General features: G+C 69.2%; 22 protein-coding genes and 3 pseudogenes. 11 read left to right on the top strand and 14 right to left on the bottom strand.

All coding sequences use genetic code 11. The features are described 5' to 3' along the window. Positions 1 to 107: 107 nt before the first annotated feature. Complete coding sequence (hutH, locus tag ACNPQM_RS39185; protein WP_418087712.1) at positions 108 to 1,643, bottom strand: histidine ammonia-lyase; 1,536 nt, start codon at positions 1,641 to 1,643, stop codon at positions 108 to 110. 128 nt (positions 1,644 to 1,771) lie between these two features. On the opposite strand from hutH, the gene ACNPQM_RS39180 reads away from it, so the two are divergent. After that, positions 1,772 to 2,545 (top strand): IclR family transcriptional regulator, encoded by a 774-nt coding sequence (locus tag ACNPQM_RS39180; RefSeq protein WP_418087711.1) that lies wholly within the window; start codon positions 1,772 to 1,774, stop codon positions 2,543 to 2,545. 423 nt (positions 2,546 to 2,968) lie between these two features. Here ACNPQM_RS39180 and ACNPQM_RS39175 read toward each other — a convergent pair whose 3' ends face one another. Then, on the bottom strand, positions 2,969 to 3,412 hold the full coding sequence (locus ACNPQM_RS39175; protein WP_418087710.1) for an amidohydrolase family protein: 444 nt from the start codon (positions 3,410 to 3,412) through the stop codon (positions 2,969 to 2,971). Positions 3,413 to 3,538: 126 nt separating this feature from the next. Between ACNPQM_RS39175 and ACNPQM_RS39170 the strand changes: the two genes are divergently transcribed. The 3 genes from ACNPQM_RS39170 (at position 3,539) to ACNPQM_RS39160 (ending at position 5,476) form a co-directional block, all read left to right on the top strand. Next, positions 3,539 to 3,871: a DUF6479 family protein gene (locus ACNPQM_RS39170; protein ID WP_358860423.1), complete on the top strand. Its 333-nt coding sequence runs from the start codon at positions 3,539 to 3,541 to the stop codon at positions 3,869 to 3,871. 206 nt (positions 3,872 to 4,077) lie between these two features. After that, positions 4,078 to 4,929 carry a VOC family protein gene (locus ACNPQM_RS39165; RefSeq protein WP_358860422.1) on the top strand — a complete coding sequence of 284 codons (852 nt, stop codon included), beginning with the start codon at positions 4,078 to 4,080 and terminating at the stop codon, positions 4,927 to 4,929. 157 nt (positions 4,930 to 5,086) lie between these two features. Beyond that, a complete protein-coding gene (locus tag ACNPQM_RS39160; protein WP_358860421.1) occupies positions 5,087 to 5,476 on the top strand; it encodes a VOC family protein in 390 nt (129 codons plus the stop codon). A gap of 69 nt (positions 5,477 to 5,545) precedes the next feature. On the opposite strand, the gene ACNPQM_RS39155 is transcribed toward ACNPQM_RS39160, so the two are convergent. The 6 genes from ACNPQM_RS39155 to ACNPQM_RS39130 all read right to left on the bottom strand — a co-directional run bounded on the left by ACNPQM_RS39155 (position 5,546) and on the right by ACNPQM_RS39130 (position 9,400). Beyond that, positions 5,546 to 6,046: a GNAT family N-acetyltransferase gene (locus tag ACNPQM_RS39155; RefSeq protein WP_418087709.1), complete on the bottom strand. Its 501-nt coding sequence runs from the start codon at positions 6,044 to 6,046 to the stop codon at positions 5,546 to 5,548. Positions 6,047 to 6,171: 125 nt separating this feature from the next. After that, on the bottom strand, positions 6,172 to 6,570 hold the full coding sequence (locus tag ACNPQM_RS39150) for a DUF1992 domain-containing protein (protein ID WP_418087708.1): 399 nt from the start codon (positions 6,568 to 6,570) through the stop codon (positions 6,172 to 6,174). 60 nt (positions 6,571 to 6,630) lie between these two features. Further along, positions 6,631 to 7,542, bottom strand: coding sequence for a hypothetical protein (locus ACNPQM_RS39145; RefSeq protein WP_418087707.1), 912 nt, complete (start codon positions 7,540 to 7,542; stop codon positions 6,631 to 6,633). Positions 7,543 to 7,649: 107 nt separating this feature from the next. After that, positions 7,650 to 8,447: a tyrosine-protein phosphatase gene (locus tag ACNPQM_RS39140; protein WP_418087706.1), complete on the bottom strand. Its 798-nt coding sequence runs from the start codon at positions 8,445 to 8,447 to the stop codon at positions 7,650 to 7,652. Between the two features lie 124 nt (positions 8,448 to 8,571). Beyond that, positions 8,572 to 8,889, bottom strand: a complete 318-nt coding sequence (locus ACNPQM_RS39135) for an SHOCT domain-containing protein (protein WP_418087714.1) — start codon at positions 8,887 to 8,889, stop codon at positions 8,572 to 8,574. 82 nt (positions 8,890 to 8,971) lie between these two features. Next, entirely contained in the window at positions 8,972 to 9,400 is a 429-nt protein-coding gene (locus tag ACNPQM_RS39130; RefSeq protein WP_418087705.1) for a DUF6325 family protein, read from the bottom strand. Positions 9,401 to 9,923: 523 nt separating this feature from the next. Between ACNPQM_RS39130 and mutA the strand changes: the two genes are divergently transcribed. The 6 genes and pseudogenes from mutA to ACNPQM_RS39100 all read left to right on the top strand — a co-directional run. Continuing rightward, positions 9,924 to 11,783: a methylmalonyl-CoA mutase small subunit gene (gene mutA / locus ACNPQM_RS39125; protein ID WP_418087704.1), complete on the top strand. Its 1,860-nt coding sequence runs from the start codon at positions 9,924 to 9,926 to the stop codon at positions 11,781 to 11,783. After that, the gene (scpA, locus tag ACNPQM_RS39120) at positions 11,783 to 13,984 is read left to right on the top strand and encodes a methylmalonyl-CoA mutase (protein WP_418087703.1); all 2,202 of its coding nucleotides are present in this window, start codon (positions 11,783 to 11,785) and stop codon (positions 13,982 to 13,984) included. Before mutA ends, scpA begins: the two co-directional genes overlap by 1 nt. 12 nt (positions 13,985 to 13,996) lie before the next feature. Beyond that, complete coding sequence (gene meaB / locus ACNPQM_RS39115) at positions 13,997 to 14,995, top strand: methylmalonyl Co-A mutase-associated GTPase MeaB (RefSeq protein WP_418087702.1); 999 nt, start codon at positions 13,997 to 13,999, stop codon at positions 14,993 to 14,995. 143 nt (positions 14,996 to 15,138) lie between these two features. Then, positions 15,139 to 15,360: pseudogene (locus ACNPQM_RS39110) on the top strand (transcription termination factor Rho); the annotation flags it as partial. 72 nt (positions 15,361 to 15,432) lie between these two features. Then, complete coding sequence (locus tag ACNPQM_RS39105; protein ID WP_358860411.1) at positions 15,433 to 16,437, top strand: aldo/keto reductase family protein; 1,005 nt, start codon at positions 15,433 to 15,435, stop codon at positions 16,435 to 16,437. 183 nt (positions 16,438 to 16,620) lie between these two features. Continuing rightward, a pseudogene (locus ACNPQM_RS39100) lies at positions 16,621 to 16,728 on the top strand (sigma factor-like helix-turn-helix DNA-binding protein); the annotation flags it as partial. A 31-nt stretch (positions 16,729 to 16,759) separates the two neighbouring features. Here the strand turns inward: ACNPQM_RS39100 and ACNPQM_RS39095 are convergent. The 6 genes from ACNPQM_RS39095 to ACNPQM_RS39070 all read right to left on the bottom strand — a co-directional run bounded on the left by ACNPQM_RS39095 (position 16,760) and on the right by ACNPQM_RS39070 (position 22,495). Beyond that, positions 16,760 to 18,121, bottom strand: a complete 1,362-nt coding sequence (locus ACNPQM_RS39095) for an NAD(P)/FAD-dependent oxidoreductase (RefSeq protein WP_418087701.1) — start codon at positions 18,119 to 18,121, stop codon at positions 16,760 to 16,762. 133 nt (positions 18,122 to 18,254) lie between these two features. Beyond that, entirely contained in the window at positions 18,255 to 18,599 is a 345-nt protein-coding gene (locus ACNPQM_RS39090; protein ID WP_418087700.1) for a hypothetical protein, read from the bottom strand. Between the two features lie 25 nt (positions 18,600 to 18,624). Further along, entirely contained in the window at positions 18,625 to 20,343 is a 1,719-nt protein-coding gene (gene ctaD, locus ACNPQM_RS39085) for a cytochrome c oxidase subunit I (RefSeq protein ID WP_358860468.1), read from the bottom strand. Between the two features lie 404 nt (positions 20,344 to 20,747). Next, positions 20,748 to 20,882, bottom strand: a complete 135-nt coding sequence (locus ACNPQM_RS39080; protein ID WP_418087699.1) for a hypothetical protein — start codon at positions 20,880 to 20,882, stop codon at positions 20,748 to 20,750. A 297-nt stretch (positions 20,883 to 21,179) separates the two neighbouring features. Then, positions 21,180 to 21,548: a Zn-ribbon domain-containing OB-fold protein gene (locus tag ACNPQM_RS39075; protein ID WP_418087713.1), complete on the bottom strand. Its 369-nt coding sequence runs from the start codon at positions 21,546 to 21,548 to the stop codon at positions 21,180 to 21,182. A gap of 239 nt (positions 21,549 to 21,787) precedes the next feature. Further along, complete coding sequence (locus ACNPQM_RS39070) at positions 21,788 to 22,495, bottom strand: TetR family transcriptional regulator (RefSeq protein ID WP_418087698.1); 708 nt, start codon at positions 22,493 to 22,495, stop codon at positions 21,788 to 21,790. 108 nt (positions 22,496 to 22,603) lie between these two features. Between ACNPQM_RS39070 and ACNPQM_RS39065 the strand changes: the two are divergent. Further along, positions 22,604 to 22,684: pseudogene (locus ACNPQM_RS39065) on the top strand (electron transfer flavoprotein subunit beta); the annotation flags it as partial.

The following is a 22,684-nucleotide window of genomic DNA, read 5'->3' as shown; positions in this document are numbered from 1 at the left end:
TTTGCAGTCCCCCCGAACGTTGCATAACAACCCCCCACCCCCACCGACTGGGGCCTGCCGGCCCCCCGGCCCAAGTGGTCCGGGCGGCGCGCAGGCGAACGTGCCGGTCAGACCAGTCGGCCGGTGACCGCCTCCGCGGCGGCCAGGGCGCGGCCGGAGGTCACGTACTGGACAGTCGCCTCGATTTCCGGGGCGAGCCAGCGGTCCGTGCCGGGACCGTCGACCGTCTCGCGCAGCCCGTCGCGCACAGCGGCCGTGGCCGGCGCCGGAGCCAGCGGAGCCCTCAGGTCAAGAGCGCGGGCGGCGGTGTAGAGCTCCACCGCGAGGACGCGGCCGAGTCCGTCGACGGCGCGGCGCAGCTTGCGGGCGGCGGACCAACCCATCGAGACATGGTCCTCCTGCATGGCGCTGGAGGGGATCGAGTCGGTGGAGGCCGGCACGGCCAGCCGCTTGAGCTCGGAGACGATCGCGGCCTGCGTGTACTGCGCGATCATGTGGCCGGAGTCGACACCCGGGTCGTCGGCCAGAAAGGCGTTGAGGCCACGGTTACGGGCCGGGTCGAGGAACCGGTCGGTGCGGCGCTCGGAGATCGAGGCGAGGTCGGCGACCGAAATGGCCAGGAAGTCGAGCACGGCGGCGACCGGGGCCCCGTGAAAGTTGCCGTTGCTCTCCACCCTCCCGTCGAGGGTGACGACGGGGTTGTCGACGGCGGCGGCCAGCTCGCGGGAGGCCACCAGCTCCGCGTGGGCAAAAGTGTCGCGGGCCGTGCCGTGGACCTGCGGCGTGCAGCGCAGCGAGTACGCGTCCTGGACGCGGGTGCACTCAGGCCCCTTGTGGCTGGCGACGATCGCCGAGTCGGCGAGCAGGGAGCGCAGGTTACCGGCGCTGTCTGCCTGGCCCGGATGCGGGCGCAGCGCCTGCAGGTCGCCGGCGAACACGGCGTCGGTGCCGAGCTGGCCCTCGACGCTCATCGCGGCGGCGATGTCGGCCGTACGCAGCAGGCGACGCAGGTCGTGGGCAGCGAGAACAAGCATGCCCAGCATGCCGTCTGTGCCGTTGATGAGGGCGAGGCCCTCCTTCTCCTCCAGCACGACCGGAGCGATGCCCGCGTCTGCGAGCGCCTCGCCGGCGGACTTGCGCACGCCCTCGGCGGTGCGGACCTCGCCCTCGCCCATCACCGCGAGCGCGCAGTGCGCGAGGGGAGCGAGGTCGCCGGAGCAGCCGAGCGAGCCGTACTCGTGAACGATCGGGGTGATGCCGGCGTTCAGCAACGCCGCGTACGCCTCCGCGGTCTGCGTCCGCACGCCCGTACGGCCGGTGGCGAGGGTGGACAGGCGCAGCAGCATCAGCGCGCGGACCACCTCACGCTCCACCTCGGGTCCCGAACCCGCGGCGTGTGAACGCACCAGGCTGCGCTGCAGCTGGGCACGCAGCTCGGTGGGAATATGGCGGGTCGCCAGGGCTCCGAAACCGGTGGAGACACCGTAATGGGGCTTCGCGTCGTCGGCGAGGGCCTGAACGACCTCGCGACTGCGAGCGATTTCCTTGAGAGCCTCCGGGGCAAGGGCCACCGGGGTCCCGAGACGGGCAACGGACACAACTTCGTCGGCGGAGAGCGCGCCGACACCAACAACAACGGTCATGCCCCCATGAAGCCGCAGGCCAGCGTGGGTCTGCGAGGGCCTCCAAGGGAAAAGCGTCTGCGATCCCAGACATTGCGTCTGAGATAGCAGACGTTCGGCCTGTGTTTTCACTGGTCTACGCTCTGCCCATGAGCATCGTTCCGGCCGCAGCCCAGGTGCTGGCCGTGCTGCGCTACCTGGCACGGCAAGCCACACCCGTGCCCGCAGCCGCCATCAGCCGCGACGTGGGTCTGCCCCGCTCGACGACCTACCATCTGCTCGACACCCTCGCCGCGGACGGCTTCGTCGTCCATCTGCCGGAGGAACGCCGCTACGGCCTCGGCGTCAGCGCCTTCGAACTGGCCTCTGGATACGAACGCCAAGCGCCGTTCCAGCGGCTGGCCCGGGCGCCACTGGCCGCGCTCGTGGACCGAACCGGGCACAACGCGAACCTCGCCGTGCTGCACGGCCGCGAGGTCATCTACGTCATCGAGGAGCGCGCCCCCGGCCAGCCGCCGCTCGTCAGCGAGGTGGGGGTGCGGCTACCTGCCCACCTGACCGCCAGCGGCCGTGCGGTGCTGGCGCTGCTGCCACCCGCGCAGGTGCGGGCGATCTTCCCGGACCGATCGGCCTTCGTGCAGCGACACGGCGCCGGTCCAGCCTCCCCCACGGCACTGCGGGGCCTGCTGACCCAAGTACGGCGCCGTGGCTACGCCACGGAGGAGGGCGAGGTCACCCCCGGCCTCTCCTCCGTCGCCGCGCCCGTGCTGGACCACCACGCCCACCCGATCGCCGGCGTCTCCGTCACCTTTCCGGGTGAGTCGGCCGACGAGTCGGAACGCCACCGGATCGCCGGCCACGTGAAGCAGACGGCGCGGGAGCTGACCCGCCGGGTGGGCGGCGCCACCGCGCCACAGCGATGACACATCTCCAGACTCTCGGCGAGGACCGTGAGCTTCTCGAACGACGGAGCCCGACCTTGTGACGGCCCACACCATCCAGCTTGGCCGCCGGTGGGCATACCCAGCGGGTGGGCGCCGTCATGCCCGCTCACCGACAGCACAAGCGGAACAAGCGCCACGAGAGCGACGGCAGCCAGGGCCGCCAGTCGCCGGGCGTGGTCCCGGGGCCGGCGCAGAGCGGCCATGCAATCCGCAGGTCTGGTCGGAAACAGCAGCCGGGCCAAAAGCAGGACGGCCATCGGGACCTGCAGCAGCCAGACGGCGGTGCGCAACTCCCCCCAGACGTTGGTGCCGTAAATCAGTGTGTGCCACACACTCTGCGCGTAGACGACCAGGATGAAGCGGTGCAGGGCCCGCCAGGTTCGTGCGCCCCGTCGGGGCCGATCACGCGGTGTGTTCGACGACTCCACCGACCACGACGGTCTCCGCCACGGTGCCGGGGATGTCCTCGGGTGCGGCGCGCAGGATGTCACGGGAGAGGACCACGAAGTCGGCTGCCTTGCCTACTGTCAGCGAACCCCGATCTTCCTCAAGGAAGTTGGCGTACGCCGAGCCCATCGTGTAGCCGTGGACCGCGGTCTCCACACTGATCGTCTCCTGCGGCATCCAGGGCTCGCCACCGCCCAGCGGGCGCCGGGTGACCGCGGTGTGGATGCCGATCATCGGGTCCATCTCCGCCACGTTCCAGTCGCTGGAGAGCGCGAGCACGGCCCCGGCCGTGTGCAGGCTGCGCATCGGCCATGCCTTGTGCCAGCGCTCGGCCCCGACGTTCTCCGCCCAGTCCTTGCCGGGGCCGGCGACCTCCGGGGCGCAGTGGCGGGGCTGCATGCACGCGTCCACCGCTCGGCCATCAAGGCACTGAGCAACGAAACACTTTTCAACTTATATCCACTTAAAAACATGAATTGACAGCTATTGCCGAGTGACGACCGCATGCCGGGGTATCCGGCATGCATGGACGTTTCCAACGGAGCCCTCAATTCCTTGGCCCTGCCCCTCGCAATCGGGCGGGACACGACCGGGGTGGTGTTGCCGATTGTCGGAGTAGTCCTGGTGGCCGTGCTGATCGGTGCTGTCTGGCTGGGTAAGCGGCGCCGGGCCGAGGAGCTGCCGCCACCGCGGCCGGACGAGCAGCCGCCGCGGCCGGACCACCGGACCCACCTGGAAGAACGCGACATCCACGGCGACGACAGCTTCCCGGCCGACGGACGGGGACTCTGGCCCTACGAACTCGGTGACCACGGGAACGAGCCCATCCGCCGGGACACTGACGAGCCACGCGACTGAACCGGAATCCCAGGAGTGGCCGCGGACCGACCACGCCTTCCCCGACATCACGCCTGCGCCCGGTCGGGCGGAGCGCGGCCTGCCCACCCGCGGCAGCGGGACCGCTCGGGCGTGTGTTGCGGGAGTTGCCGACCGAAGTGAGGCTGGTAGAGGCCCGACGGCCACCGGCACACGCATGCCGCAGACCCGACGAAGGCAGTGGGACCATGACCGGAAGCAAACCCAGGACGGTGTCCGCGCCGGCTGCGCTCACAGGGTCGGCGGCTCCTTGCTGGGTCAACCTCATGACGCGCGACCTGGAATCGGCACAGGCGTTCTACAGCGCCGTACTGGGCTGGACCTTCCGTGCGGGCAAGCTGGGCCAGGAGTTCTCCGTGGCGCGCCGCGACGAGGTGCCCGTGGCCGGCATCGCGGCGGTGGCGACGGCCTATCAGGTCGCCGTCGCCTGGACGCCCTACTTCGCCGTCCAGGACGCGGACGTGACCGCCGCACGCATTCGCGAGCGCAGCGGAACGGTCGCGGTGGGGCCGCTGGCCCTCGGCAAGGGGCGCGGGGCGCTGGCAGCGGATCGCGACGGCGCCGTGTTCGGATTCTGGGAGCGCACGGCGCCGGCGACCTCTCCCCCGGCGCCGGACGACTACTCGCACGCCTGGCTCCGGCTGCGCACCAGGAGCGCCTTCGAGGCGGCGATCTTCTATGGCGAGGTCCTCGACTGGGCGACCGGACGCCCCGGCTGCTGCGAGGTGTCCTACGCGAAGGACGAGGTCATCGTGGAGTGCGGCGGCAGGCAGCTCGCCCGCATCAGCTCCGGGGCGGTCGAGGCGGCACCCGATCCGATGATCCGTCCGCACTGGCAGGTCCACTTCCCGGTGGACGATGTGGCGGCGGCGGTGGCCTCGGCCCGCGAGCACGGGGGCTCGGTCGTCGAGGAGCGGCCGACGAGCGAGGGCAGCGAAGCCACGCTGCTGGATCCGGACGGTGGACTGTTCACCGTCACGGACGTCCGGAACCCGGCCGCGGAGGTCGTGGAGGTCACGGAGGCTCCGGAGGGCACGTAGACCGGCTGGGAAGGAATGGTTCCGTATCCCCTCCCCCGTTCTCGCTCGACGGCCCGGCACCGACTCGCCTACGATCTTGAGTACGGCATCGCGCGTCGGTCACCGGCCGGGTGAGGCGTGGAGGTGCCCGTGAGATGCCCCTTGGAGGCATTCCACAGTGTCAGTCGAGTTGAATCACACCATCATTCACGCCCGGGACAAGCGGGAATCCGCCGATTTCCTGGCGAACATCCTGGGTCTGGAAATCGGCGCGGAATGGGGTCCGTTCATCGCGGTCGCCACCGCGAACGGGGTCACGCTGGATTTCGCGACCATCCCCGCCGAATCGATCACCAGGCAGCACTACGCCTTCCTTGTGTCGGAGGCGGAGTTCGAGGCCGCATACACCCGTATCAAGGACCTCGGGATCACCTACTGGGCCGATCCGCACCAGAAGCATCCGGGCGAGATCAACCACAATGACGGCGGCCGGGGTATCTACTTCCTCGATCCCGCCGGCCATGCCATGGAGATCATCACGCGTCCCTACGGCGGCTTCGCCTCGTAGCGGGCCCGGCACAGGAGGGGTTCGGCCGGGACCGCGTATCCGGGTCCGGTCGGGCCCTCCTGCGGTCCGTCAGCCGACCGGGAGCATCAGCTCGGGCCGGTCCCACATCACGGCGGGCGGGCGGGCGGTCTCGGTGCCGGTCCGCCGAGCGCCCACACTGCGGTAGAAGCCTTCGGCAGGCGGATGCGAGACGACGCGGACGCCGGTGAGACCGGCATTCCTCGCTTCGGCGCACAGATGCCGGATGAGCAGGCGGCCGATCCCGAGGCCCTGAGCATCGTCGGCGACGAACATCAGGTCCAGTTCCGGGGGGTCGAGGATCAGCGAGTAGAAGCCGAGCAGCCGGCCGGAACCGGACTCCGCCGACTCGACGGCTGCGAAAACCCGATGGGTCTCGATGTAGTCGGCTCCCACCCGGTATCCGGCGACCATGGGCGCGTAGGGCCCCTCGTAGGCGCGGGAGTTCCTGACCAGCCGGGTGAGACGCTTCGCGTCGCCCGCCGTCGCCCGCCGGACCCGCACCGCGCCGCTGCCGACCTCGCCACTCGATGACGTAACACTCGATCTCATAGAGGGAGTATTACGCACCAGTGGACGGGCCGCCGCGCGGGCCTGGGGCGTGCTTCGAAAGGAGCGTCGTCCGGCCGTAGGGCGGGTCAAGCTTCGCCCGGCGGGCGGGACTTTCGAAACACGCCCTAGCAGCGTCCGTCACGCCACTCCCCGACCACCGCGTCGATGTCGAACGGGCGCAGATTCAGCATCGGCCCGGGCGGCGGCCGCCTGATCGCCGCCTCGATCTTCTCGTTGACCTCGGTGAGCATCCGGCGCACCTCGGCCTCCGAACGGGCTCCGGACACCGCCTCGCGCACATCCTCCGCCTCCTTGCGCAGGGCCAGGGCCGGCGGGAGCATCGACACGCCTTCGCGCTGCATCTTCGCCTTGATCCACCAGGCTTCGTCATACGGGCGGTCGATATCGGGCAGCGGCTTGCCGAAACCCGGCAGTTGGGAGAAGTCGCCGCGCTCCTCGGAATCGCGGATCTGCTTGTCAACCCACGATTCGAAGCTGACACCCGGGGGTTTGCGCTCGGTCACCGTACATCCCTCTCGGAGAACCCATGATCCGTCCCTCCACGATACCGAGGGCCGGACATCTCAGTGCTGGTGCTCGCTGTTCGCCTCGGTCCGGGCGCTCACCAAGGGCTTCACCTCGACCGTGAAGGCTGCGGTGCGGACCTTCCCCTCGTGCTGGAAGTCGAGGAACAGGCGGTACGTCCCCGCGCTGGGCGCCGTCGCCGTGAAGGAGACCAACGGTCCGGGACCGCCGTCGTTCGGGTGGACATGCAGATAGGCGAGGTCCCCCGAGCGCAGAGCGACAAGGTGCCCGTAAGCGCCGAGATAGGGCTGCAGATCGGTGACCGGCTTTCCATTGCGGCTGATGGTCAGTTCGAGTTCGCTCTCCCGGCCGGCCTGGAGTTCGCCACCGAGGGCGACCCGGTAGCCCTCGACCTCGGCCGTGCTGCGGGCGGCCGGTGGAGCGGCGGGGCGATAGGTGCCGGAAACCGGGAGATCCGCGCCCAGCGTGACGTTCCTGGCGCCTGCGGCGGCCGGGGTGAAGTCCGCGAACGCCCGGTAGTCACCGGCTCTCGGCAGATCGACGGGGGTCGACCAGGTGCCGTCGGCCGCGCGGACGGGGTGCAGATGCCGATACTCGGTGAGGTCGCGCGAGGCAAGGATGAAATGCAGCTCCTTGCCGTGTTCGCGCCGGAAGGCGGTGACCTTGCGGCCGGCGTCGTCCTCGATCGCGAACCGGATCACGGTCCGGCCGCCCGCGGCGACCCCGGGCGCGTCGAGCGCCAGCGTGTAGCCGTCCTCGGATATCTGCAGTCCGCCGGGCCCGTGCTCGGCCGCGCCGTCCCGCCCGGTGGCGCCATGACCGCCGTGCTGCTGCCACGCGTGAGCACCGGTGGAGACCATCGGGTCGACCCCCTTGCCGACGCCGTATGCCGTCCCAAAGGTCGCAGCAAGCGCGGCGGCAAAGGCGGTGATCTTCAGTCCGTTGTTCATGACGGCCTCCATCGACAGGGAAGCGGGCGCTTCCGACAGGCCAACAACATACCCCCTAGGGGTATGCTGTCAACCCGCGGATGCCCTGTCGACGGCCGGTTCCAGGATCAGGAGGCGACCACGAGCCGGCTCCGCAGCCGCTCCACCACGGGCTCGGGGATCCGCAGCCCGTTGCGCACATATCCGTCGAGACCGCCCCACCTTTCATCCATGGCGTCCAGGGCGACATCGAGATAGCGGGGGCGGACCTCGATGATCGCGGCGGCGATCTCCGGGTCGCCACCTGCGTCAAGAAAGCCCTGGACATACGGGCGGAAGGCGGCCCGCACCACCGGATTCACGGCAAGGAACTCAGCACGTACGACCTCCCGCGAGGCCCCGACCATCAGCAGGAGCAACGCGGTGGCCCAGCCGGTTCGGTCCTTGCCCGCAGTGCAGTGGAAGAGCACCGGCCGGGCCCCGTCGTCCGCGGCCGTCTCGACGAAGGCCCGGTACGCGGCCGAGGCGCCCGGCGAAAGCACCATCTGCCGGTATGTCTGCGCGAACAGCCCCTCGGCCTTTCCGCCCCCGAGCAGTTCGTCCGCGGCCACCCGGTCGGCGAGCAGTGCGCGCAGCCGGGCAGGTGCCACGCCCGGGTTGTCACCGAGGACGTCGGCGACGAACAGCCGGGCCCCCGGAGGCAGCCGGTCCGGGGCCGCCATGCGCTCATCCGCGGTCCGCAGGTCGACGACCGTACGGATACCGAGGGCCGTCACCGCCGGATCGCGCACTGTGTCGAGCTCACTGAGCTGACCGGAGCGCACTATCGCACCGGGCCGGACACGGCGGTCGGGACCCAGCGAAATGCCGCCCAGATCACGCATGTTGATAACGGTGGCTGCCGCAACGGGCATGGCGGTCTGCACGATGATCTTCCCCTCATTCCGGACACGGCTGACCAGTTGACTCGGCTCGGCCGAATCAACTCGCAGGCTGCCGGAAGATCGACAATAGAAAACGCCGGGAACGGGGCGGTGGGCGGCGGCCGGATCAGCCTGCCAGAATCTTCGCCTTCTGCGCCTCGAACTCGGCTTCGGTCAGAACGCCTTGCTTCTTCAGCTCGGCCAGCCGTTCCAGTCGGTCGAGGAGGCCGTCCGCCGCAGGCGCGGACGACGCCATCTGCTGCTGCATGGCCTGTTGCTGTTGTACGGCCCGCTGTCGCTCCACCTGCTGCTGTGCGACAGCATCCTGGGCTCCCCACTTCTCCTGCTGACGCCTCTGGACCCGTCCACCCACCGCCGATGCGGTTCCGGCGACGACTGCTGTGCGCGCCACGGCGCCCAGCAGTCCCGGTCCGCGGCGGTTCATGCCTGGCCCTCGGAAAATCGGCATGATGTGCGCCCCTTCCAGTGCGATGCGGCGATGACGACGGTCGGCGGGCGAGGCGGGTTCAGCCGGCGGAAACGGCGGCGGCCACGGCCGCTTCCGCGACGTCGGCCGGGATCCGCTCATGGGCCACCAGCTGGCCGCCCGAGGCGCGAACGGCCTCCGTGAGCGGTACCGCCCACAGGTCCTCCCACACGATCAGCGCGGCGGAGCTGCCCCGGGGCACACTCTCCCCGAGGGTGCGGATGTCCTCGCTGTTCAGCAGGCCGCTGACCACTCCCTCGACCGGCTCGAAGGACACCAGGTCATCCGGGTCGAGGTCCTCCAGCTCGACCATGTCGAGCGTGCCGTCTTCGGCGCGGTACACAAACGTGAGGTCGAGGATTCGCACTGCCTTCGAGGCGACCACGTCCGCCAGCGCCGGCGCGATGGACCCGGTGAAATGACTGCCGGGGAATGCGACGACGACGTACTCCACTGGTCCCACAGCCACGGGCGCTTCCTCTCCTGAAGGATGGAATGCCAGCAGCATAACTTCGGTCATTTAGTGCTGCACTGTGACAATCTGCCCGTCCCGACGACCTCTGCGGCCGCCACGGTCAGAGGACGACGGAGGTGCCCTCGGTCGCCTCGACACCGGCCCACGCGGCCATACCTGCGGTGAGCCCCCGTTCGACGGCTGTTTCGGGGGTGACCTCGGCACCGGGTCCGACGTCTCGACGGAGATGATCAGCTGCCCGTCGCGGCATGTCGTATCGGGCAAGCCCCCCAGCGGACGTGCACCATCAACCCGATCACGCTGGACCGCATGTGCGACAAAATATTCATAATGCTCTTGCACATGCAATGCTTGCAGCAGATCCATTGAGCACATGCCAGCAGAGTCGAGGAAACACCAAAATCCTGACGGATCTCCGACTACGCCACTGTCCGTACTGGATCAAGCGCGTTGGGAGAGGGCAAGGTCACAGGCGGTCCCCCTGCTGCTCATCTGAGCCTTCGCCTAGCATCCAGGCATGACGGTCCTGCCTGCTGACGGGCTTTCGTTGGCCGCCGAGTTCCCTGATCCAGCCCATGAGCAGTGGCAGAGCCTGGTCGAAGGTGTGCTGCGCAAGTCGGGCAAGGATGTTGCGGGTTCGGCCGCCGAGGAAGCGCTGTCCACCACGGTTGAGGACGGGCTCATCACCCGCCCTCTCTACACCTCGCGCGATGACGCGCCCGATGCCGGATATCCGGGCTTCGCCCCCTTCACCCGTGGCAGCAAAGCCACGGGGAACGTGGTGGGCGGCTGGGATGTCAGGCAGCGGCACAGCCTGACGGATCCGGCCCGGCTCAACGAGGCCGTGCTCGCGGATCTGGAAAACGGTGTCACCTCGCTGTGGCTGACCGTCGGCGGTAGCGCGGGTGTACCGGTGTCCGGTCTGGCGCGGGCGCTGGACGGTGTCTATCTCGATCTGGCTCCCCTCGCGCTCGACGCGGGCGGTGAACTCGACGCCGCGGCAACAGAACTGCTCCGGCTGTATCAGGCGCGCGGGGTTGCCGCGGCATCGGTGCGCGGCAGTCTCGGCGCGGATCCGCTGGGGCAGGCGGCCCGCAGCGGCGATGCTCCGGATCTGACGTCCGCCGTGCACTGGGCGGAGCGGTGCGCGAAGGAGTACCCCGGGCTGCGGGCTCTTGCGGTGGACGCGCTGCCGTACCACGAGGCCGGTGGCTCGGCCGCCCAGGAACTGGGCAGTTCGCTGGCCACGGGCGTGGCCTATCTGCGGGCGCTGACCGGGGCGGGGCTCTCCGTCGAGGCGGCCTGCGCACAGGTGGAGTTCCGGTACGCCGCGACGGCCGACCAGTTCCTGACCATCGCCAAGCTGCGGGCGGCACGCCGGCTGTGGGCGCGGGTGGCCGAGGTGTGCGGGGCTCCGGGCGCCGGTGCGCAGCGTCAGCACGCGGTGACGTCGCCGGTGATGATGACGCGTCGCGATCCGTGGGTGAACATGCTGCGGACGACGCTGGCATGCCTGGGCGCGGGAGTCGGCGGGGCCGACTCCGTCACCGTGCTGCCGTTCGATCACGCGCTGGGTCTGCCAAACGCGTTCGCCCGGCGCATCGCCCGCAATACGTCGACGATCCTGCTGGAGGAGTCGCATCTGGCCCGGGTCATCGACCCGGCGGGCGGCTCCTGGTACGTGGAGCGACTGACCACCGAACTCGCCGACGCGGCCTGGGCGTTCTTCCAGGAGATCGAGCGGGCGGGCGGCCACGCCGCGGCGCTGGGATCCGGTCTGGTCGGTGAGCGGCTGGCAGCCACCTGGGCGGCACGCAGCAAGGATCTGGCGCGGCGCAAGGAACCGATCACCGGAGTCAGCGAGTTCCCGCAGCTGGCGGAGCGTCCGGTGGAGCGGGAGACCGCTCCCGGCACCGGTGGCGCGCCGGCCGGCCTGCCGGTGGTCCGTCGTGACGAGGCGTTCGAGGCGCTGCGCGCGCGGTCGGACGCCCATCTGGCGGCGACGGGCAGCCGCCCACGGGTGTTCCTCGCCGCGCTCGGGCCCGTGTCGGCGCACACCGCGCGGGCCACGTTCGCCGCCAACCTGTTCCAGGCGGGCGGGATCGAGCCCGTGCACGACCCGGTGTCGGTGGACGCGTCGACGGCCGCCGGAGCCTTCGCCGCCAGTGGGGCAGGTGTGGCAGTGCTGTGTTCCAGCGACACGCTCTACGCCGCGCAGGCCAGTGCTGTGGCCTCGGCGTTGCGCGCGGCCGGTGCACAGCGGGTGTTCCTCGCGGGCCGGCCCGCCGAGTATCCCGATGTCGACGCGTACGTCTTCGCGGGCTGCGATGTAGTGGCCGTGCTCTCCTCCGTTCTCGACCGTATGGGTGTGGCGTAATGCGGATCCCCGACTTCTCCGACATCGAACTCGGGCCGGGCACCGGCGCCGAAGGGTCCGAGGACCAGTGGCGCACAGCGGTGAAGGAGTCCACCGGCGACCCCGAGGGCGATCTGCTGTGGGAGACGCCGGAGGGCATCCCGGTCAAGCCGCTGTACACCGGGCGTGACCTGGAAGGACTCGACTTCCTCGGCACGTACCCGGGTATGGCCCCCTATCTGCGCGGTCCCTACCCGACGATGTACGTCAACCAGCCCTGGACGATCCGCCAGTACGCGGGCTTCTCCACGGCCGAGGAGTCCAACGCCTTCTACCGCCGCAATCTCGCGGCCGGGCAGAAGGGGCTCTCCGTCGCCTTCGACCTGCCGACCCACCGCGGCTACGACAGCGACCACCCGCGGGTGACCGGCGATGTCGGCATGGCGGGCGTGGCAATCGACTCGATCTACGACATGCGCCAGCTGTTCGACGGCATTCCGCTGGACCGTATGACGGTGTCGATGACGATGAACGGCGCGGTGCTCCCCGTACTCGCGCTGTACATCGTGGCCGCCGAGGAACAGGGCGTACCGCCCGAGAAGCTGGCCGGGACCATTCAGAACGACATCCTCAAGGAGTTCATGGTCCGTAACACCTACATCTATCCGCCGAAGCCCTCGATGCGGATCATCTCCGACATCTTCGCGTACACCTCGCAGAAGATGCCGCGCTACAACTCGATCTCCATCTCCGGCTATCACATCCAGGAAGCGGGCGCGACGGCCGATCTGGAGCTGGCGTACACCCTCGCGGACGGGGTGGAGTATCTGCGGGCGGGGCGGGACGCCGGTCTCGACGTCGACGCGTTCGCACCGCGGCTGTCCTTCTTCTGGGCCATCGGCATGAACTTCTTCATGGAGATCGCGAAGCTGCGGGCGGCCCGGCTGCTCTGGGCGAAGCTGGTCAAGGAGTTCGAGCCGAAGAACGCCAAGTCCCTTTCGCTGCGCACCCATTCGCAAACATCGGGATGGTCGCTCACCGCGCAGGACGTGTTCAACAACGTCACGCGGACCTGTGTGGAGGCGATGGCCGCCACTCAGGGGCACACTCAGTCGCTGCACACCAACGCCCTCGACGAGGCCCTCGCGCTGCCGACGGACTTCTCGGCGCGGATCGCCCGGAACACCCAGCTGCTGCTGCAGCAGGAGTCGGGTACCGGCCGGGTCATCGACCCGTGGGGCGGCAGCGCGTACGTGGAGAAGCTGACGTACGACCTGGCACGACGCGCCTGGCAGCACATCGAGGAGGTCGAGGCGGCGGGCGGGATGGCGCAGGCCATCGACGCGGGCATCCCGAAGCTCCGGGTCGAAGAGGCTGCGGCCCGCACACAGGCCCGGATCGACTCCGGGCGGCAGCCGGTGATCGGGGTCAACAAGTACCGGGTGGAGACCGATGAGCAGATCGATGTGCTCAAGGTCGACAACTCCTCGGTGCGATCGCAACAGATCGAGAAGCTCCGGCGGCTGCGTGCGGAGCGCGACGAGGGCGCCTGCCAGGCGTCGCTGCGAGCACTGACGGCGGCTGCCGAGCGCGGTCCCGGCCCAGGCCTCGACGGCAATCTGCTGGCGCTCGCGGTCGACGCGGCCCGCGCGATGGCCACGGTCGGCGAGATCTCGGACGCACTGGAGAAGGTGTACGGGAGGCACGCGGGCCAGATCCGTACGATCTCCGGTGTGTACCGCAACGAGGCTGGGGAGTCACCTTCCGTGGACCGTACCCGGACGCTGGTCGACCGGTTCGAGGAGGCGGAGGGGCGTCGTCCGCGCATCCTGGTCGCCAAGATGGGCCAGGACGGCCACGACCGAGGGCAGAAGGTGATCTCCACGGCCTTCGCCGACCTGGGCTTCGACGTCGACGTCGGCCCGCTGTTCCAGACGCCGGCAGAGGTGGCGCGGCAGGCGGTCGAGGCGGACGTTCACATCGTGGGTGTCTCCTCGCTGGCGGCCGGGCACCTCACTCTCGTGCCGGCGCTCCGTGCGGAGCTGGCCGCCGAGGGCCGCGACGACATCATGATCGTCGTGGGTGGGGTGATCCCGCCGCAGGACGTCGAGGCGCTGCACGAGGCGGGTGCGACCGCTGTGTTCCCGCCCGGCACAGTGATCCCCGACGCCGCCTTCGATCTGGTGACGCGGCTCGGTGCCGCGCTCGGCCATGAGCTGTGAGCCGCTGACCCGATGGCTCCGACGATCGATATCGACAGCTACGTGAAGGGAGTGCTCGACGGGAAGCGGGCGCACATCGCGCGCGCCATCACTCTCGTCGAGTCCACCCGCCCCGATCACCGGGCGCTGGCCCAGCAGTTGCTCCGCGAACTGCTGCCGCAGTCCGGTAACGCCCGGCGCATCGGCATCAGCGGGGTGCCCGGGGTCGGGAAGTCCACTTTCATCGACGCGCTCGGCACGATGCTCACCGGGCTCGGGCACCGGGTCGCAGTGCTCGCGGTCGATCCGTCCTCCAGCCGCACCGGCGGCTCCATCCTGGGCGACAAGACCAGGATGGAGCGGCTCGCGGTCGATCCGGCGGCGTTCGTACGCCCCTCCCCCACCGCCGGGACACTGGGCGGGGTGGCCAAGGCGACCCGGGAGTCCATCGTGGTGATGGAAGCCGCGGGTTACGACGTGGTGCTGGTGGAGACGGTCGGCGTGGGCCAGTCGGAGACGGCCGTGGCCCAGATGGTCGACACGTTTCTGCTGCTCACGCTGGCCCGGACCGGTGATCAGCTGCAGGGCATCAAGAAGGGGGTCCTGGAGCTGGCGGACGCCATCGCGGTGAACAAGGCCGACGGTCCGCACGAGCGGGACGCGCGTGCGGCGGCCCGTGAACTGGCGGGCGCCCTGCGGCTGATGCACCCGGCCGACGCGGCGTGGACTCCCCCGGTGCTGACGTGCAGCGCCCGTGAATCGACCGGCCTCGACACGTTGTGGGAGCGGCTCGAGCAGCACCGTGCGCTGCTGGACTCGACGGGGCGGCTCGCCACGAAGCGGCGCGAGCAGCAGGTCGACTGGACCTGGTCGATGGTGCGGGACGAGCTGCTGGACAGTCTGCGCAGCCATCCGGAGGTCCGCACCCTCACCCCGGCTCTCGAACAGCGCGTGCGGGACGGCGAGTTGACGGCGACACTCGCCGCCGAGGAGATCCTCGCCGCGTTCCGGGGCGAGGCGCGCAACGGCTGATCCGCAGTTCTCCGGCCCTCACCCGCCGTGCGGTGCATGGTGAGGGCCAGGCGGACCTGTGCAGTTCTACCTGGACCTCGGCGCCCGGACCGCGTACCACGACACCGGCCCCGCGGGGCACGGCCGGCCCACTCCGTCGAGTGGCTCGCCGGGTCCACCCGGCCGTGCACATCCCGCAGTCCGGCACCCGCCGCAAGGAACTGCTGCTCCCCGCCGCCGAACTGGCCGCCGTCCGAGGTCTCCGGCGCGCGCTGCACACCCGGGACGCGCAGGCGACGCTCGAAGTGCTGCTGGAAAGGATCCAGAAGACCCCCGACAACGCGACATTCCTCCGCCGCATCCACGGCACCGTCCCCGCTGCCTGAGCCTGGCCTGCGGAACGGAACCCCTCCGCATAGCATGACGTGTTCACGTATCAGCACAGGGAGAGCAGGCACATGGAATTCCGCCGACTCGGCCGCAGCGGTCTGACGATCAGTGAGATCGCCTACGGGAATTGGATCACCCACGGCTCCCAGGTGGAGGAGGACGCAGCCGTCGCCTGCATCCACGCCGCCCTGGACGCCGGAATCACCACCTTCGATACGGCGGACGTCTACGCCGAGACCCGCGCCGAGGCCGTCCTCGGCCGGGCACTCAAGGACCAGCGCCGCGAGAGCATCGAGGTGTTCACCAAGGTCTACTTCCCGACCGGCCCGGGGCAGAACGACCGCGGTCTGGGCCGCAAGCACATCCTCGAATCGATCGACAACTCCCTGCGTCGGCTGCAGACCGACTACGTGGACCTGTACCAGGCCCACCGCTACGACCACTCCACGCCGTTGGAGGAGACCATGGAGGCGTTCGCCGACGTGGTCCGCTCCGGCAAGGCCCACTACATCGGCGTTTCCGAGTGGACGGCCGACCAGCTGCGCGCCGGACACCGGCTGGCCCGCGAGCTGAACGTTCCGTTCATCTCCAATCAACCGCAGTACTCGGCACTGTGGCGGGTCATCGAGACCGAAGTGGTGCCCGCCTCCGAGGAGCTCGGCGTCGGACAGATCGTCTGGTCGCCGATCGCCCAGGGCGTGCTGACCGGCAAGTACAAGCCGGGGGCCCAGCCTCCGGCCGGCTCTCGGGCGACCGATGAGAAGGGCGGTGCGGACTTCGTCGCCGGGTGGCTCCGCGACGACGTGCTGGAGCGCGTCCAGCAACTGCGGCCGCTCGCCGACGAAGCCGGTCTGAGCCTTGCCCAGCTGGCTGTCGCCTGGGTGCTGCAGAACTCCAACGTCTCCGCCGCGATCATCGGCGCCTCCCGGCCCGAGCAGGTCACGGAGAACGCGAAGGCGGCGGGCGTGACGTTCGACGCGGACCTCCTCAAGGCCATCGACGACGTACTGGAGCCGGTGGTGGAACGCGACCCGGCGCTGACCGCGGGCCACGAAGGCAACGACGACGACTGAGTCGACCGGTCGCCCGCGACGGGGAGAGCCGGGCCACCGTCCGGTTGGCCCGGCCCTGCCCGTACGGGGCGTTCTGACAGCGTGTCGGCGTGCGCCCCCGCTCACAAAGTGCTGGTCCCATGGGTCACTCGTACGACACTGCGCGACGGAGGAACGTGACCCATGGACGAACAGGAACTTCCGCTGTCGCCGGCGGAGCGCCAGGCGTTCGTGCTGCACGACATGCTCGCCGTGCCGTTCGACGAGATCGCTCGCATCGTGGAACGCACCCCCGCCGCGACCCGCCAGCTTGTGTGAGCGGACCTGCTGAGGATATCCGGAATCAGCCGCGGGCGGTCATCGACGCCGTGTGCTCACGGACCTGTGCCGGTGTGAGGTAGGCGTTCGTGTACTCGAAGTCGCGCAACGTGGCGGGTCGCCTGGCCTGGAACCCGGTGCGTACGAAGTCGTCACCGGCGATCGCGTTGAGCATCCAGTTGGTCATGACGCGGGCCTTGGCCACGTTGGTGCGCAGCGCCGACCAGTGATAGCCACGGGCCACGGCCTGCGCGGCGATGCCGTGCATCTCGATGCCGAGCGGCTTGGAGACCGCGTCCTTGCCGCCGAGGTCCACGACGAGCCCGAGGTCCCTGTGGACGTACGGCTTCAGCGGCTGGTGGCGCAGAGTCGCGATCAGGTTGCCGGCGAGCCTGCGTCCCTGACGCATGGCGTGCTGCGCGGTGGGCGGGCAGACCGCTCCGTCGCCTTTGACCAGGTCCGGCACGGCGGCGGCGTCACCGAGCGCGAAGACGCCATCGAACCCCGGCAGGGTCATCTCGGGTGTTACGGCCAGCCGGCCTCGTACCGTTTCGGCATCGAAGGTGGCGACCAGCGGGCTCGCGGTGACGCCGGCCGTCCAGATCAGTGTGCGGCAGGGCAGTACACGGCCGTCGGTGAGCGTCACCGTGTCCGGTCCGGCCTCGGCGACGGAGACGCCGAGCGACACTTCGATGCCGCGCTCGCGCAGGACGGCCAGGGCGCTGAGTCCGAGCTTGTCCCCCAGCTCGGGCATCAGCTTCGGGGCGATGTCGATCAGGTGCCACTTGATGAGTTTCGGGTCGAGCCGGGGGTATTGCCCGACGGCGTTCATGGTGAGCCGCTGCAGACACGCCGCGGTCTCGGTGCCCGCGTAGCCGCCGCCGACCACCACGAACTGCAGCCGGGAGGCCCGTTCGTCCTCGTCGTGGCTGGCGTCCGCCAGATCGAGCTGGGCGATCACATGGTCGCGTACGTACGCGGCCTCGGCCAGTGTTTTCATGCCGCGGGCGTTGTCGAGCAGCCCCGGGATGTCGAACGTACGGGTGACGCTGCCGGGGGCGAGGACGATGTAGTCGTACGGTTCGTCGACGATCTCGTCGGTGATCTTGCGGATGACGCAGACCTTCGCCTTCGGGTCCACGCCGACCGCTCCGCCGGGGATGATCCGGGTGCGGTACCGACGGCTGCGGCGCAGCGACACCGCGACGGATTGTGGGGTGAGGACGCCCGCGGCCACCTGGGGCAGCAGCGGCAGGTAGAGCTGGTAGGAGAACGGGGCGACGAGCGCGATGTCCGCCTCGCCGAGGTTGAGTCCGCGCTCCAGACGGCGTACGCACTCGACCCCGGCAAATCCGGCGCCGACGACGAGGATCCTGGGTCGTGCCACGGTGTTCGTCCCTTCTCGGGTCTTCGCGGTGGCCCGTACTCCTGCCCGGTCACACGCGCCCATCACCCCACATCCTCACGAACCGCGTCCGACTTCGCCCGCTGAGGGCGGCGGAACGGACGACGGCGGGGACTCAGCGGGTCAGCAGGGTGAGGGCTGTGCACGTGCCGCTGAGCACGCCTGCGGTGACGACAGCGGTCACGACGCAGCGTGCTCTGAGCGCGCGGTAGCGGTCGTTGTACTCGCCACGCAGTTCGATGGCGCGGTCCGCGATCCGGGACAGCATCGCCCGGGATGCGGCAACCCGGTCCGCCGTGTAGACGCGTTCCACTTCCTCACACTGGGCGGTGGTGAGCCAGGGCAGCTCGCCGGTGAACCGGGCAGCCCGTCTGCGCGCCTCCTCGACCTCGGCGTTCCACAGCAGGTAGCCCTCCATCTGTGCCAGGCCGCGGGCGGCGCTGTCCTTGTCGTCGTCCATTCGCCCTCCTTTCACCGGGGCTCCGTCACGCCGGGTTCTGCCCCGGACCGCCGGGGGCGGTGTGCGGGCGGTTCTGCGCCTCGTCGAGGGTGCGTAGGGCGGGGTGGTGCAGGTCGAACGCCGGGGATTCGGAGCGGATCCGCGGCAGGGTGAGGAAGTTGTGCCGCGGCGGCGGGCAGGAGGTTGCCCACTCAAGTGAACGGCCGTAGCCCCACGGGTCGTCGACGCCGACCGGTTTCCCGTACTTGGCGGTCTTCCACACGTTGTAGAAGAACGGCAGCAGCGACAGTCCGAGGAGGAACGAGGAGATCGTCGAGACGGTGTTCAGCGCGGTGAAGCCGTCGGCGGCGAGGTAGTCCGCGTAACGACGCGGCATACCCTCCGCGCCGAGCCAGTGCTGCACCAGGAACGTGCCGTGGAAGCCCACGAACAGCGTCCAGAACGACATCTTGCCGAGCCGCTCGTCCAGCATCTTTCCGGTGAACTTCGGCCACCAGAAGTGGAATCCGGCGAACATCGCGAAGACCACGGTGCCGAAGACGACGTAGTGGAAGTGCGCGACAACGAAATACGAGTCCGAGACGTGGAAGTCCAACGGCGGCGAGGCCAGGATGACGCCGGTCAGACCACCGAAGACGAAGGTCACCAGAAAGCCGATGGACCAGAGCATCGGTGTCTCGAAGGACAGCGATCCCTTCCACATCGTGCCGATCCAGTTGAAGAACTTCACCCCGGTCGGAACCGCGATCAAGAACGTCATGAACGAGAAGAACGGCAACAGCACACCACCGGTGACGAACATGTGGTGCGCCCACACGGTGGCTGAGAGGCCTGCGATGGCGATCGTGGCGCTGATCAGACCGATGTAGCCGAAGACCGGCTTACGGCTGAAGACGGGGATGATCTCGGTGACGATGCCGAAGAACGGCAGCGCGATGATGTACACCTCCGGATGGCCGAAGAACCAGAAGAGGTGCTGCCAGAGCAGTGCGCCGCCATTGGCCGCCTCGAAGACCCGCGCCCCGAACTTGCGGTCCGCCTCCAGCACCAGAAGGGCCGCTGCCAGCACCGGGAAGGCCAGCAGGACCAGCACGGCGGTCAGCAGGACGTTCCACACGAAGATCGGCATCCGGAACATCGTCATGCCCGGTGCGCGCAGGCAGATGATCGTGGTGATGAAGTTGACCGAACCGAGGATCGTCCCGAAGCCGGAGAAGGCCAGGCCCATGATCCACAGATCGCTGCCGATGCCGGGCGAATGGACTGCATCGGTCAGCGGGGAGTAGGCGAACCAGCCGAAGTCCGCCGCCCCCGCCGGAGTCACGAAGCCGGCCACCACGATGATCGAGCCGAAAAGATACAGCCAGTAAGCGAACATGTTCAGCCGCGGGAACGCCACGTCGGGCGCGCCGATCTGCAACGGCATGATCCAGTTCGTGAACCCGGCGAACAGCGGCGTCGCAAACATCAGCAACATGATCGTGCCGTGAATCGTGAACAACTGGTTGAACTGCTCGCTCGAGATTAGCTGCATACCGGGGCGGGCCAGCTCGGCGCGCATGATGAGTGCCATCACGCCGCCGACGACGAAGAAAGCGAACGAGGTGACCAGGTACAACGTTCCGATCGTCTTGTGATCGGTGGTGGTCATCCACTTGATGACGACATTGCCCGGTTCCTTGCTCCGTACCGGCAGTTCGTTCGCGTACGACTCGTCTGCCTCGTCCGCCCCAGCTGTGCCCATCGTCGCCACAACGACGCTCCTTCGATCGGTCCTTCGCGGGCGGACTCGGCACCCGGCGGGGCGCCGCTCCCACCGGGGCGGCCGGCAGGTCCCCCCGGTGCGTCGCGCCAGTTTCCTGGTGCAGCAAACCAGCCACGGGACCGACGTGGGCTGCCCGGCGCCCGCCATGGCATGACATTCACCCATCAGGGTGTGCTGACCCGCCGCGGTGTCCGGTCCGGATCAGCCATGGACTCGGCGGTACCGAGGGGCGACCGGGGCGCTCACTGCCGTGCGCACTCCGGCATCCGGCGGCACGGGCGTCACCGTCGGCGGGGCAGCCGGTACCGTCGATGTCACGCGTCTCCAACTCGGCTTCCGTGAGCATCCCTTGCAGTGCACATGGTCCCGTGAACCGCCGGTGCTCACTTCGCGGCCGGGTGGCCCTCGTCGAGAAATAGCGCTGTGCCGAGATCCGTGAGGCGGGCCGCGATATCCGTCTGCTCTCCGAGGCGCCCCGTGCGTGGCACGTTGTCGACCATGGTGAACATCGCGTTCACGACGATCTTCGCCGCTGCCGCATCGAGACCCGGCCGGACCTCATCGAGCCGGCCGACCCACAGCGCCGGACAGTCCCGCTGCGCCTGACGCGCGCCTTGCGCTCCTTCTCCGGGAGCGGGTCCGACTCCTCGACCAGCACACCGATCAAGTGACTCTGATTCAGGGTGACTTCGATGCACGAGCGGAGCAGCCCGTTCAGGCTCCCTCGCGGGCCGGTGGCCTTCGCGAGCACCTGTGCGGTAGCAGCCCTCGGCGCCGTACGGGTGCCGGGGCATCCGGTTGCCTCGGGGACCGGTTCACTGCCATTCGGCATACGCACCGGGATCGCAGAGTTCGAGGACGATCTCCCCCGTCTCCGGGGCGACTTCCGCCACGGGGCGCACCCGCGCACCGACGTGCACCAGGTGCGGAGCGGCGCCCACGACACGGCACCGGAACACGAACCCTTCGGGCAACCGGACGAGCGACTCATTGCGCGCTGCCTCCGTGTAACGGTGCACCACACTGGTCCGCACGACGACGCCGAGGCCGTCACTGCGTACGGAATCCAGATCGCTCGACGCGCACACAGGACACAGAAGCCGCCTGAAGGACGCGGTGCCGCACCAGCGGCAGCGCTGATAGATCAGTCCGGTTCGACCTTGCGCCGCCGGTGCGGCATCGATCGCTGAAACGGAGTGGGACACGTCTCGACCCCCTGAACTCGGCTCGGTGCGTCAGCGTCGTGGCTCGACACGGACGCAGGCGCACCATATGGCACTGAGTGCCGAGGCGTAAAGGTACCGAGTTCCTTCTCTGTGGTCAGTGCCGTGACCGGCGAAGCTTGCCGGGAGGGGCATCAGGGCGTGTTTCGAAAGTAGCGCCGTCCGCCGTAGCCCGGCAGGCGGGACTTTCGAAACACGCCCTAGTCCTCGGCGAGAGCCGACTCGACCCTCTGCACCACACGCCACATCGGCGTGCCCTTCGAGGCGACCACCACGACGACCTCGTCGCCGTCCGCGGTCGGCCCTGCGGGGCCCGCGGCCTTCGCCCCCCAGACTTCCTGTACGACACCGAGGGCGTGGTCCACCGCGGCCTCGGCGTCACCTTCACCACCCGAACGCAGCCACGAGCGCAGGCCGTTGTTGTGTGCGGCGACCACGGCAGCGGCGATCACCTCGGCGTGCAGCGGGCCGTCCGGCGTGCCGGCGTAGCGGCCCCGCAGGTATTCGGCCATCGTCCGTTCGTAACGGCGCACCACGGACAACTCGTACGTGCGCAGGCCGGGAACCTCCCGAGTGAGGTGATAGCGCTGGACCGAGAACTCCGGATTCGCCGCATACATCCGCAGGACGAGCCGGGCCGCATCGCACACCGTACGCACCGGGTCGCCCTCGTCGGCCGCCTCCAGGAGCGCGGTCATGTCGGCGAGGCAGCGCTCGTGGTCGGGGAAGACCACGTCCTCCTTGGAGGGGAAGTACCGGAAGAACGAACGCCGTCCGACCCCGGCCCGCGCAACGATGTCGTCCACGGTGGTCCGCTCGAAGCCCCGTTCCAGGAAGAGCTGGAACGCCGCTTCGGCGAGCACCTCCCGCATGGGGGGTTTCTTCACTGGTCTGCGTGCCTCGGTCATGCCGGGAACCTAACACCAAAACCGGCCGTTCGACACTACGTACCTTTACAGAGGGTACTGAGTTCCATAAGGTCATCTCAGGACCCACACCCAGGTAGGAGAGCCGGCGTGAGCTTGAGGATCGTTGTCTGTGTGAAGTATGTGCCCGACGCCACTGGTGACCGGCACTTCGCGGATGATCTGACGCTG

The sequence above is a fragment of the Streptomyces sp. NPDC056231 genome (assembly GCF_048270745.1).
In the GTDB taxonomy this organism is placed as follows: Bacteria; Actinomycetota; Actinomycetes; order Streptomycetales; family Streptomycetaceae; genus Streptomyces.
Note: the sequence above shows the minus strand (reverse complement) of the source record. Positions and strands in the feature narration are given on the sequence as shown.